This window comes from Jingyaoa shaoxingensis, assembly GCF_014385005.1.
Lineage (GTDB): Bacteria > Bacillota > Clostridia > Lachnospirales > Lachnospiraceae > Marvinbryantia > Marvinbryantia shaoxingensis.
The window spans coordinates 1-11,030 of the sequence record NZ_JACRSZ010000032.1 but is presented as its reverse complement, the minus strand read 5'-3'; the positions used below and the strand labels follow the sequence as shown (position 1 = coordinate 11,030).

At 36.8% G+C, this 11,030-nt stretch carries 15 protein-coding genes and 2 pseudogenes; 2 read left to right on the top strand and 15 right to left on the bottom strand.

All coding sequences use genetic code 11. The features are described 5' to 3' along the window. Nucleotides 1-1,100: 1,100 nt before the first annotated feature. Together trxB and H8716_RS16885 are read right to left on the bottom strand one after the other, a co-directional pair. The gene (trxB, locus tag H8716_RS16890) at nt 1,101-2,024 is read right to left on the bottom strand and encodes a thioredoxin-disulfide reductase (RefSeq protein WP_005421617.1); all 924 of its coding nucleotides are present in this window, start codon (nt 2,022-2,024) and stop codon (nt 1,101-1,103) included. 15 nt (nt 2,025-2,039) lie between these two features. Then, the gene (locus H8716_RS16885) at nt 2,040-2,363 is read right to left on the bottom strand and encodes a thioredoxin family protein (protein ID WP_015524989.1); all 324 of its coding nucleotides are present in this window, start codon (nt 2,361-2,363) and stop codon (nt 2,040-2,042) included. 166 nt (nt 2,364-2,529) lie between these two features. Between H8716_RS16885 and H8716_RS16880 the strand changes: the two genes are divergently transcribed. Then, a complete protein-coding gene (locus tag H8716_RS16880) occupies nt 2,530-3,213 on the top strand; it encodes a Crp/Fnr family transcriptional regulator (protein ID WP_106492460.1) in 684 nt (227 codons plus the stop codon). 111 nt (nt 3,214-3,324) lie between these two features. Here H8716_RS16880 and H8716_RS16875 read toward each other — a convergent pair whose 3' ends face one another. The 13 genes and pseudogenes from H8716_RS16875 to rd form a co-directional block, all read right to left on the bottom strand. Then, nucleotides 3,325-5,016 (bottom strand): FAD-dependent oxidoreductase, encoded by a 1,692-nt coding sequence (locus H8716_RS16875; RefSeq protein ID WP_249310136.1) that lies wholly within the window; start codon nt 5,014-5,016, stop codon nt 3,325-3,327. 1 nt (nt 5,017) lies between these two features. Continuing rightward, nucleotides 5,018-5,338: a rhodanese-like domain-containing protein gene (locus tag H8716_RS16870; protein WP_249310134.1), complete on the bottom strand. Its 321-nt coding sequence runs from the start codon at nt 5,336-5,338 to the stop codon at nt 5,018-5,020. 10 nt (nt 5,339-5,348) lie between these two features. Next, complete coding sequence (trxA, locus tag H8716_RS16865) at nt 5,349-5,654, bottom strand: thioredoxin (protein ID WP_005421612.1); 306 nt, start codon at nt 5,652-5,654, stop codon at nt 5,349-5,351. Nucleotides 5,655-5,746: 92 nt separating this feature from the next. Further along, entirely contained in the window at nt 5,747-6,493 is a 747-nt protein-coding gene (locus tag H8716_RS16860; protein ID WP_005421611.1) for an SDR family NAD(P)-dependent oxidoreductase, read from the bottom strand. Nucleotides 6,494-6,652: 159 nt separating this feature from the next. Next, entirely contained in the window at nt 6,653-6,811 is a 159-nt protein-coding gene (locus tag H8716_RS16855; RefSeq protein ID WP_005339874.1) for a rubredoxin, read from the bottom strand. Between the two features lie 94 nt (nt 6,812-6,905). Beyond that, the gene (locus tag H8716_RS16850) at nt 6,906-7,280 is read right to left on the bottom strand and encodes a desulfoferrodoxin family protein (RefSeq protein ID WP_055066633.1); all 375 of its coding nucleotides are present in this window, start codon (nt 7,278-7,280) and stop codon (nt 6,906-6,908) included. A 184-nt stretch (nt 7,281-7,464) separates the two neighbouring features. Beyond that, nucleotides 7,465-7,665, bottom strand: a pseudogene (locus H8716_RS16845) (rubrerythrin family protein); the annotation flags it as partial. 89 nt (nt 7,666-7,754) lie between these two features. Then, nucleotides 7,755-8,501 carry a peroxide stress protein YaaA gene (gene yaaA, locus H8716_RS16840; protein WP_249310132.1) on the bottom strand — a complete coding sequence of 249 codons (747 nt, stop codon included), beginning with the start codon at nt 8,499-8,501 and terminating at the stop codon, nt 7,755-7,757. Then, nucleotides 8,501-8,956: a thioredoxin-dependent thiol peroxidase gene (gene bcp / locus H8716_RS16835; RefSeq protein ID WP_005421605.1), complete on the bottom strand. Its 456-nt coding sequence runs from the start codon at nt 8,954-8,956 to the stop codon at nt 8,501-8,503. The genes yaaA and bcp overlap by 1 nt, the downstream gene beginning before the upstream one ends. Before the next feature lie 3 nt (nt 8,957-8,959). Beyond that, nucleotides 8,960-9,172 carry a DUF6219 family protein gene (locus tag H8716_RS16830; RefSeq protein ID WP_005421604.1) on the bottom strand — a complete coding sequence of 71 codons (213 nt, stop codon included), beginning with the start codon at nt 9,170-9,172 and terminating at the stop codon, nt 8,960-8,962. Between the two features lie 179 nt (nt 9,173-9,351). Beyond that, nucleotides 9,352-9,501 (bottom strand): hypothetical protein, encoded by a 150-nt coding sequence (locus tag H8716_RS16825; protein ID WP_015524977.1) that lies wholly within the window; start codon nt 9,499-9,501, stop codon nt 9,352-9,354. A gap of 260 nt (nt 9,502-9,761) precedes the next feature. After that, nucleotides 9,762-10,196: a bacteriohemerythrin gene (locus H8716_RS16820; protein ID WP_019161195.1), complete on the bottom strand. Its 435-nt coding sequence runs from the start codon at nt 10,194-10,196 to the stop codon at nt 9,762-9,764. A gap of 76 nt (nt 10,197-10,272) precedes the next feature. Continuing rightward, complete coding sequence (rd, locus tag H8716_RS16815; protein WP_015524975.1) at nt 10,273-10,437, bottom strand: rubredoxin; 165 nt, start codon at nt 10,435-10,437, stop codon at nt 10,273-10,275. Nucleotides 10,438-10,708: 271 nt separating this feature from the next. On the opposite strand from rd, the pseudogene H8716_RS16810 reads away from it, so the two are divergent. Further along, a pseudogene (locus H8716_RS16810) lies at nt 10,709-10,876 on the top strand (helix-turn-helix domain-containing protein); the annotation flags it as partial. Nucleotides 10,877-11,030: the final 154 nt, after the last annotated feature.

The window sequence follows — 11,030 nt, the reverse complement described above, 5'->3', positions numbered from 1 at the left end:
CTACGCTTAGCAACTACCATTACTGACAGTCACCCAAGACTCGCTACTGGCGGTTGGTTAGACCTTACCAGACAGGCATTCCACCTGCTAGACTACTCGCCCTTATCTGGGCGCACAATTCCGATTTACAGACTTCTCGTATATATATTTTACCACATAATTTTTCCAAAACACAGACTTCTTAACCCCTATTTTCATCCTTAATTTTCATGTTATATGCCGAGGCGATAACTCTGGTCACCGCTTTGGAGCAACTTTTACGTAGGTTCATATTAGTCCAACAGGGACAACCTATTCACTCATAAGTCCAGTAAAAATGCGCTTTCCCAGACTATTTCTGTTCATATAAGATCATTGAAAATTATTTCGGATTTTTACATTTTATGAGGAAATGAATGTACGCTTCTAATATAAAGCGTCAGTTCCATCTATAATTTTTCAAATCATAAAATCCAACTATCCTGCCCATTTAAAAGCGGGAAATGAAATGTGTGATACATTATTTTCTTTGTCAGATTTCTTCTAAATTATACATCAGATACTGCCATTTACGCAAAATGCTTTGACCACTATTTTACCTCTTTTTTCTCACATTCTCTGATTTGATCTCATAAATAAAACCGGCAGAGAGCTTCTTCTAAGGAATAAAAAAAACAGATCATATAACAACTCTATATAATCCACCAGAAGGTATGACCTCTGCGGACATCCGCCATATGAGCGAGGAGGAACTTCTGGATATGGACTATTTCCTAAATGCAGATATTTTTGATGATGAATTTGCAGAAGAAGATTTTTTCCTGTTCTGATTCATGATCATCGTTTTGTCATGCCCGCCTTTGCGCGGGCTATTTTAATTCAAGAGAGCGCCGAAGGCGGTCTTTCCTATAAAGCGAAAAAAAGCCCCAGTAGTTTTTTTCTTAACTACTGAGGCTTTCGTCTCTTTCTTGTATTCAGTTATCTATGCCTTCTTTCATCAGCATAATCATTGTATCAGGATAAAGTTCACAAAGTATCCGCAATACATTCCCATAAGTTCATGTCATTATTGAAATTGTACATATTTCAGTATGAAAAGTTCACCATTCAAATTCTGATTATTATTTCTCCACATACTCTTCTGCCATATGTACTGCCATAGCACCATCTGCCACTGCTGTTACTATCTGACGAAGTAACTTTGTTCTGACATCTCCTACAGCATAAACACCCGGAATACTCGTTTCAGTGTTTTCACCTGCCACAATATATCCTTTATTATCCAGTTCTATCTGATTATCTAAAAAATCTGTTGTCGGTTTTCTTCCTATACTCACAAACAGGCCGTCACATTCTATAATGTTTTCTTCTCCTGTGACTGTATCTTTCAACCGCACACCAGTCAATCGTTCTCCATAAATCAGTTCATTTACTGTATTGTTCCATCGAAACTCTATATTTTCAGTTTTCATCAGCTGGTCATGGTAGATTTTCGTTGCACGTAATGTATCTCTTCGATGAACAATGATGACTTTCTTAGCAATTCGACTTAAAAGAACAGCATCTGATACAGCAGAATTTCCACCACCAACAACCACCACGATCTTATCTTTATAAAACATACCATCACAGGAGGCACAATAAGCAACCCCATGACCTATCAATTCTTTTTCTTTAGCGAGACCAAGTTCTCTTGGATTTGCTCCAGTAGCAATCACTACTGTTTTCCCAATATAAATTCCCGAACTAGTTTCTACTCTCTTAAGCTTTCCTGTTAAATCCATATTAAAAACTTCAGCATATTCACTTTTAGCGCCAAATTTTTCCGCCTGTTTTTGCATTTTCTCTGCCAATGAAAATCCGTCAATTCCATTTTCAAAACCAGGATAGTTATCAATCTGCCAGGTCAATGACATCTGACCACCTGCAGATAATTTTTCTAAAACAATGGTATCAAATCCTGCTCTGGCTGCGTATAATGCTGAAGTATACCCTCCAGGTCCTCCCCCCACGATAATCATATCGTAAACATGATTTTCATTCATACAGCAGTCCTCCTTTTATTTTTCCAATGCTTCATTAATAAAATTCTCTATCATTATTTTTGATTCAGGTGCAACAATAGAATCTATTGCCTTTCCATTTCGATATAAAACCAGCGTAGGAATCACCTCAATCTTTTCAGCTTCTGCAATCTGTGGTTCTTCATCAATATTTACTTTTCCAGCAACAAGAATATCGCTGTATTCTTCACTTATTTTTTCATAAGCTGCTCCAATTCTACGGCAATAACCACACCAAGGTGCCCAGAAATCAACCAAAACCGGTTTTTCCTTATGAATTAATTGTCCAAACTTTTCTTTATTTATATTTATAGATGTCATATTTTTCAACTCCTTCTCCTATTTGAACTTAATATACCCCAAATAAGTGCTTGCTTCCGTGATGATATCACAGAAAAGATAATTTACTTTATTACACTTCTTTTTATTTCTATTTATGGCATATGCCAGTTATATAATTGACGCATCTAAAAAAAGCAAGTATACTATGTTCGTAAAGGAGATAACGGTTATGAACTTCGAAAATTGTTTTCCACTATGGAATGACTTAAATACAGCACAGAAAAAACTAATTTCAGACAATTTAATCACACGGGATGTAAAAAAAGGAACGATCATTCACAATGGAAACCTGGACTGTACTGGATTATTACTGGTTAAATCCGGGCAGCTTCGAACTTACATACTTTCAGATGAAGGACGGGAGATTACACTTTACCGTCTGTTCGATATGGATATGTGTCTTTTATCCGCCTCATGTATCATGCGGTCTATTCAATTTGAAGTAACCATTGAAGCAGAAAAAGATACGGATCTTTGGATCATCCCTGCTGAAATCTATAAGGGCATCATGAAAGAATCTGCTCCTGTCGCAAACTATACCAATGAGTTAATGGCTACCCGTTTTTCTGATGTCATGTGGCTGATTGAACAGATTATGTGGAAGAGTTTGGATAAGCGTGTTGCTTCATTTCTTTTAGAAGAAACATCCATTGAAGGAACAAATGAACTGAAAATCACTCACGAAACTATCGCAAACCATCTTGGTTCCCACAGGGAAGTTATTACTCGAATGCTTCGATACTTTCAAGGCGAAGGACTCGTCAGACTCTCTCGCGGCAAAATAACAATCCTTGATTCGAAAAGACTGGAAACACTACAAAGATCATAAAACGTTTTTTTCTCTAAAGAATCCTCCATTTATCAGAATTATGAAAGTCATTCTAATAAATGGGGGATCTTTTTATACTACAATCAAACTATAAAAATATTTTATTTATTTCTAATAATCCATACCACATGCATATGATCTTTCAATCAGTGCATGGTCATTAGCCACTGCATCATAAAAGCGGAATCCACCTGAAAAGTTGTATGTTTCATATCCATTTCCTTCCAAAATACGGCTTGCAATATAACTGCGTAGCCCACTCTGGCATATCAGGTAAACAGGCTTTCCCTTCTCAACTTCATTGATACGTTCCCTCAGTTCATCTACAGGAATGTTTTTAAATCCATTAATATGGCCCCTGCTAAATTCACCTACTGTTCTCACATCCAGCAACACAGCATTTTTATCTTTAGAAATCTTATCCATATCTTCCAAATGCCATTGTTTTAAGGTTCCTTTTGCTATATTGTCTATCATGAATCCGGCCATATTTACAGGATCCTTTGCAGAGGAATATGGCGGTGCATATGCGAGATCCAAATCTTTCAACTGGGTTGCCTTCAGTCCTGCATGAATTGCTGTTGCCAGCACATCAATACGTTTATCAACACCTTCATATCCAATAATCTGAGCACCAAGCAAACGATAAGTCTCTTTTTCAAAAACCACCTTCATGGTCATTACTTTTCCACCAGGATAGTAACCGGCATGACTCATAGGAGAAAGAATTACTGTATCTACATCTAACCCTGACTTTTTGGCATTGGTTTCATTGATACCTGTAGTAGCTGCTGTCATATCAAATACTTTGATAACGGAGCTTCCCTGACTGCCCAGGTAACGACTATCACCGCCACAAATATTATCAGCGATGATTCTGCCCTGTTTATTGGCTGGTCCTGCCAAAGAAATCAGCGCATCATTACCCGTAACATAATGTTTTACCTGAACTGCATCACCTGCAGCATAAATATCCGGTACAGAGGTTTCCATTCTGTCATTCACTACAATACTTTCCTTGATGCCAAGTTCCAGACCGGCTTCTTTTGCTAATACTGTGTCTGGTGTGACTCCGATTGCCAGAACTACCATATCAGCCTGAAGGGATGGATTATCTTTCAACAGGACCTCCACTCCGTTGTCTTTTTCTTTAAATCCTTCTACTGTATAGCCCAGTACCAGTTTTATCCCATGCTTTCTCATTTCATTATGGATCATGGATGCCATATCCGGGTCAAAAGGGTTCATCAGCTGCTTAGGCCTCTGGACAATCGTAACATCCATGCCAAGCTCCCTTAAATTTTCTGCCAGTTCCAGACCAATAAAACCGCCACCTGCCAATACAGCCGATTTTGGATGATTCTTATTTATATATTCCTTTATCCGAAAAGTGTCTTCTACAGTACGAAGTGTAAAAAGTTTATCAATACCTACTCCGGGAAGTCTCGGCTGTGTTGGCTTTGCACCTGGAGAGAGGATCAGCTTATCATATTTTTCTTCAAATATCTCACCATTCTCTAAATTTTTCACTGAAACCGTTTTACGTTCCTGATGTATGGAGATAACTTCATGATGAATTTTCATGTTAATACGGAAGCGTTTAAAAAAACTCTCTGGTGTCTGTAGTGTAAGTTCTTCCGGGTCTGTGATCACGTCTCCAATATAATATGGAAGTCCACAATTTGCATAGGATATGTATCCGGATCTTTCAAACACAGTAATTTCAGCATGTTCATTCAGTCTGCGTATTCTTGCTGCGGCTGTAGCTCCTCCGGCTACACCTCCTACAATTATTACCTTCATCTTATTTTTCCACCTTTCCTGAGTAAGCTGCAATGCCACCGATATTATTTACTTTAGAATATCCCATTCGTTGCAGTATCCCAGTTGCCTGGCGGCTTCGTGAACCGAAATAACAGTATACAAACAGTGGGATATCCTTATTCTTCGCTACAGAAGCAATATTGTCAAGTTGCTGCAACGGCACATTTTTACTTTCTGGTATATGTCCTTCCTGATATTCCTGCGGTGTACGTACATCCAGTAGAACTGCATCATCAGTCCTTTTATATTCTTCTATGCCTTGATTAATATTCGACTGTTTAAAGAGATCAAAAAATCCCATTAGCACCCCCCTAAAGCATTTCTAAAATCGCATTCTTAGGTCTCGCCCCTGAAACCTGCTGTACAATCTTCCCATTCTTCATAACCACTAAAGTTGGAATGCTCATAATACTGAACTTATTTGCCAGTTCAGGCTCTTCATCTACATTAATCTTTCCAACTTTAATATCTCTACGCTCACTTGCAATCTCCTCTACAATAGGTACTACCATACGGCAAGGCGCACACCAAGATGCCCAAAAATCTAAAAGAACGGGTTTATCGGAATTCAGTACTTCGTTCTGAAAATTATTTTTATTGATATTAATAGCAGACATTTTACAGTCCTCCTTATCTTTTTCTTTTTGTAGATTTATTATAGTCTTAATTTCATTTATTTTCCGTGATTACATCACCATACCTCATTAACTTAACTTCTTGCCATACCATCTACACTTAATATAACACCTGTAATGTAACTCGCCTCATCTGAAGCAAGAAACACAAACGCATTGGCAATATCTTCTGGCTGTCCAAGACGACGCAATGGAATTCTTTCAATCATAGGTTCGATAACTTCCTTTGGCACGGCCTTCATCATATCAGTTTCTGTAATCCCAGGTGCAACAGCATTAACACGAATACCTTTAGGTCCTAGTTCTCTTGCTAATGATACAGTCAATCCGTTTACTGCAAACTTCGATGCCGGATAAGCAAACCCACTTGGCTGTCCCGAAATACTCACCATGGAAGAAGTTGAGAGAATGACCCCCTTGCCTCTTGCCACCATACATTCTGCTGCTACACGAGTAGTATTAAATACTCCTTTTACATTTAGATCCATGACTTTATCAAAAGTCTCCTCTGTATAATCCATAAATGAGGTGTTTTCTGAAATCCCTGCATTATTTACCAGTATGTCGACACATCCATATTTTTCAGTTGCCTCTTTAAAAGCCTTTCTGACAGACTCCATGCTTGCCAGATTTGGACTAATTCCAGCAACTATTGCATTGGGATATTTTTCTTTTAATTTATCTACAGCAACATCTGCCGATTCCTGTGAACTTGCTGCCAACACAACTGAAGCACCTTCCTTCAAGAATTTATCAGCTGTAGCAAATCCTATACCACGGCTTCCACCCGTAATGATTGCAACTTTATCTTTTAATCTCATTTAGACTACCTCCTTACTTTGTTTGTAGTTACATTATAAGCAAAAGGTAAATCATTTTCTGTGATATCATCACAATCACAAACTATCGCAATAAAAAACCCTGTTGCTCACACGCACCAGGGTTTTTGTTTATCTATCCGTATTTAAATAATCAGAATTTTATTCAACTTCTGAAAACTGATCTTTTCCAACATTACATAATGGGCATTCAAAATCTTCTGGAACGTCCTCCCACTTTGTTCCTGGTGCAATACCACCTTCAGGATAACCTTCCTCTTCATCATATTCCCATCCGCAAACGTCACATACATATTTCATTAGTTTGTTCCTCCTTATAAATATATTAATACAAAGCATATATTACTGTTATATCTGAATTATTTTGTAATCTTAGCACGAAAGTCAAGTGTTTTTAGCATTTCCAGAGTCCATGAAGATTGCAGTATGCGTATACTTCTTCTACATATTCTCCATCACAGAGGCAGAAATCCGCAATAGGTTCCTGTCCTGGAATTAGCTGTTTTCTATAAATACCCTGATTTGTATTTAGTGTAATCCATTCAATGAAATGATTATCAAGCATTGGATGTTTTGTTTCACCGACCACAACATGTACATGCTGTTTGTCCACTGTATATACAGGTACATGCTTCTCAACAGCAGCATCTGTCACTCCAGCTTTTAACTCATGCATAGCCTCTCCGCAGCACATTACTGGTACGCCTTGATCCTTTACCATTTCAATAATGTTTCCACAATGATTGCATACATAATATTTTACTTCCATCTTTTTTATCTTCCTATGTTTAAAATTTAAAATCCAATTGTTTCTATAACTTTTTTCAAAGCATCCGCCGATTTCTTAAACTTTAATGCTTCTTTACCAACTGATGCGGAACCAACAAAGCCACAGCCTATCATTACTGCTTTTTTTAATAATCACTTTCTTCTTTGTAATAATCTCCTTCTCTTTAATAGTTCTCTTCACGTACTTCGAAATAACTCTGTGGATGGTTACATACTGGACATATCTCAGGTGCCTTTGTTCCTACCACAACATGTCCACAGTTACGGCATTCCCATACCTTAACTTCACTCTTTTCAAACACCTGTGCAGTTTCAATATTCTTAAGAAGTGCACGATATCTCTCTTCGTGGTGCTTCTCAATCTGTTTATTGTCAATAAATAATAGTAATAATTACTATTATTATAATAATCAATATTACTGATTACCTTTCATTTAAAATAATCATTCAATCATCATTTTTTCCGTTCAAAAACATATTCTGCATCTGATGATAAATCAGAGCGGAATGAATAGCCTAGTCTATCAAATTTCTTAATATCCTCAGGATTTTCAATTCTGTTTTCAGCCATGAACCTAACCATTTCACCACGGGCCATCTTAGCATATGTACCTTTTGTCACCAGTTTATCTCCTGATAACTCACAAAATGTAATCGTAATGTATCTATCCTGTCGTGTCAGATATTTTTCTATGCACTTAGAGTATTCTTTCGATGCCAGATTGATTATAATCCTGCTGTTATCAATCACTGAGCGGTATAATAAATCTCCCCAGTACTCATACAGATTTTTTGTTTCTCCTATTCCAACCTTCGCCTGCATTTCCAAACGATAAAGTGTCACACCATCCCTTGGTTTTAGCACACCATAAAATGCAGATATTATTCTCAAATGATTTTGTACATACTCGAACTGACTGTCCTCAAACACGGATGGAGCCATATATTGAAAAGCAATTCCTTCATATGATAAGACAGCTGGGGTAAGTAAATGATAAAGATCCATGTTTTCCAATCTATTGAAGTTCTGTTCTGTAATTTTGTCATTACATTTCCAGATAGTCTTCAGTTCTTCTTTTGACTTACTTTTCAACCAACTTTGTATCTCTGTCGTCTTTTCAATAAATTCAGGCAATCCATCCGGCGCTATGCTGTCAGTATCTGTAATCATCTTTTTAGCAGGGGATAATATTATCTTCATTAATCTAATTCCTTGAGCATATTTTCAGGATCATCTGCAGCCTTGACTTTATCATTTGCCTTTATAATAATCCCCTGTTCATCAATAAGATATGTGGTTCTTACTACTCCCATAGAGACTTTGCCATAATTTTTCTTTTCTTTCCATACATCATATGCTTCAATAACTTTCCGCTCTGGATCTGCTAAAAGTGTAAATGTCAATCCATATTTTTCCTCAAATCTCTTATGAGAGGATACAGAATCCTTACTGACTCCAAGAATAACTGCTCCTTTTTCGGTAAACTGAGGGTATCGCTCAGAAAAACCACATGCCTGTTTCGTGCATCCCGCTGTATTATCCTTGGGATAGAAATATAAAATCACTTTTTTTCCTGTATAATCCGATAATCTATGTATTTTCCCATTTTGATCTGGCAACTCAAAATCCGGTGCCTTAACCCCTACTTCCAACATTATTTATCCCTCCCTTTCTGTATCTTTCTCTTTATTCGCCTTTTTCTTCCTATTCCCGGTAATCATTTTATGACCTGTATATATCGCCATTACCATACATAACATAGAACTTAAAGCAAAGTATTTGTGACTTGATTTTTGCTTTTTATATCCAGTGTAAAAAGTCCCAAGCATTGTGATCAATGCTCCTACTGACCAATATTTATGTGCTTTCATGTAATTCCTCCATTTTTTCAGTGTATTCAATTCTAATTATACGCTACCATATTCCTATGTCAATTTGATAATAGAGCATTCCTATAAAATTTTTCAAAATATCATTGTCAAAACTATGTATTGTTATCCTTTAATTTTTCTTTGAAATAATTGACAAAAAGCTTGCTTTCAGGAGATTACTATTTAATCTCTTTTCCATCTATATATAGTTGAAATTTATCAGGATTATTGACAACATCATAGTCCTTTCCGTATTCTACAGGTCTATATTCGGCTGTCATTACCGATTCCCCGTCTTCAATATCCTCTTTCCATAAATAGATGTTCATATCAATGCTCGTCGCATATCCTCTGTCTGTGGAGAATTTTGTCGAATGAAAAGAGACTTTACAACTTAAAATTGGATAAAAAGGACAAAAAAAGAAGAGCTGCTTGCTCTTCCCATATAGTAGTAGTAAAATAATATGTCATGCCAGCGCAATATATTACCTAGAATATCGCTATAACAGGAAAGGGGCTGCATTGTGACAGCCCCTAGTTTACTTCACACGTTGTCTACATTCTGAGTGAACTCGTTCCCTGGTTTATTTTAGCATCGATCTGGATTTTGTTTCATAAAGATAAATTTTGCCACAGAGCGGTCGTATGTTTTAATGTGTCCAAACAGCCAGTCGATTACATTTTTCTGTACAAGTTCACTGAACCGATCTGTTGGTCCTTCATACTCCTGAAGGTATTCATACAGTTCCTGAATTGTCTTTTTAAACTCTTCATGTTTTTCATAATGTTTTTCACGCTCTGGATAACCGGCTTTTTCCTGAAGTGCTTCTTCTTCTTTAAAATGAAAGTCAGTATACTCGTTAAGATAATCCAGAAGTTTGATCGCCTTTACCTTGCTGTCGCCATTTTGACAGGCAATTACAAAGTTCTGAATACGGTCAATCAATTCTTTGTGCTGTGTATCGATTGTTTTATTTCCTGTTACTAAATTGTCATCAAAGGTAATGTTTAAATCGTAAGTCATAATTTGACCTCCATTTCTTTTATATGTTCTCTTAGGCTCTTTTAATGTCTGGCAGTTTCGTACCTGCATTTTCTGCTTAGTCTTCTACAGGAACGAAAACATCTTTTCCTAATCCGCAGATTGGGCATGTCCAGTCATCTGGAATATCCTCAAATGCAGTTTCTGGAGCGATACCGGCGTCTGGATCTCCTACTGCCGGATCATAAATATATCCACATGGTTCACATTCATATTTTTTCATAGTCATTTTCCCTTTTCAATGTCGATTTATTTTTGTTACCAAGTTCCTAGCAATTTTTCTAACACTTTGTTTTTTGTATATCTTTATTATACATGATAATTATTCTTTTGTCAATAATAGTAATTATTATTATTTTTGCTGAAAATTTCAAAACTAAATTCCACCGTCCGCTTATGCGGTGGAATTTACTCCTACATGAGTGGAGTTTAATCTTTCATATATTCGTGCTATGCTCATGAAGACCTTCTGACATCAGTAGAAGGAGATCTCTATGAGTAAATATATTCCTGGTAACCAGAAACATCTTTCCCTTGAAGACCGTAAATACATTGAGCGTTCCCTAAATAACGGTAGCTCTTTTAAAGATATTGCCCGCTTCTTATGCAAAGATCCTACAACTATTTCGAAGGAAGTGAAACTCCATCGTGTAAGTGATTGGTGATTGATACTATAAACAAAGCCAAAGCTCGCCGAAATATCGTAAGCGTCCAATAAGAGGGTGTATCGAAATTTCTGGCTGTTGCATGTAAACTATTGATTAGAGTTTTGGGAGTTGACTCTAAAAACTCTAAATCTAATCTAAGGAGCAGGCT

What these genes read in the sequence shown, in the direction of transcription:
- trxB (WP_005421617.1), bottom strand. Translation starts at nt 2,024, where the DNA reads ATGAATGAAAATCATGTTTACGATATGATTATCGTGGGGGGAGGACCT.
- H8716_RS16885 (WP_015524989.1), bottom strand. Translation starts at nt 2,363, where the DNA reads ATGACATCTATAAATATAAATAAAGAAAAGTTTGGACAATTAATTCAT.
- H8716_RS16880 (WP_106492460.1), top strand. Translation starts at nt 2,530, where the DNA reads ATGTTCGTAAAGGAGATAACGGTTATGAACTTCGAAAATTGTTTTCCA.
- H8716_RS16875 (WP_249310136.1), bottom strand. Translation starts at nt 5,016, where the DNA reads ATGAAGGTAATAATTGTAGGAGGTGTAGCCGGAGGAGCTACAGCCGCA.
- H8716_RS16870 (WP_249310134.1), bottom strand. Translation starts at nt 5,338, where the DNA reads ATGGGATTTTTTGATCTCTTTAAACAGTCGAATATTAATCAAGGCATA.
- trxA (WP_005421612.1), bottom strand. Translation starts at nt 5,654, where the DNA reads ATGTCTGCTATTAATATCAATAAAAATAATTTTCAGAACGAAGTACTG.
- H8716_RS16860 (WP_005421611.1), bottom strand. Translation starts at nt 6,493, where the DNA reads ATGAGATTAAAAGATAAAGTTGCAATCATTACGGGTGGAAGCCGTGGT.
- H8716_RS16855 (WP_005339874.1), bottom strand. Translation starts at nt 6,811, where the DNA reads ATGAAATATGTATGTGACGTTTGCGGATGGGAATATGATGAAGAGGAA.
- H8716_RS16850 (WP_055066633.1), bottom strand. Translation starts at nt 7,280, where the DNA reads ATGGAAGTAAAATATTATGTATGCAATCATTGTGGAAACATTATTGAA.
- yaaA (WP_249310132.1), bottom strand. Translation starts at nt 8,501, where the DNA reads ATGAAGATAATATTATCCCCTGCTAAAAAGATGATTACAGATACTGAC.
- bcp (WP_005421605.1), bottom strand. Translation starts at nt 8,956, where the DNA reads ATGTTGGAAGTAGGGGTTAAGGCACCGGATTTTGAGTTGCCAGATCAA.
- H8716_RS16830 (WP_005421604.1), bottom strand. Translation starts at nt 9,172, where the DNA reads ATGAAAGCACATAAATATTGGTCAGTAGGAGCATTGATCACAATGCTT.
- H8716_RS16825 (WP_015524977.1), bottom strand. Translation starts at nt 9,501, where the DNA reads ATGAACATCTATTTATGGAAAGAGGATATTGAAGACGGGGAATCGGTA.
- H8716_RS16820 (WP_019161195.1), bottom strand. Translation starts at nt 10,196, where the DNA reads ATGACTTACGATTTAAACATTACCTTTGATGACAATTTAGTAACAGGA.
- rd (WP_015524975.1), bottom strand. Translation starts at nt 10,437, where the DNA reads ATGAAAAAATATGAATGTGAACCATGTGGATATATTTATGATCCGGCA.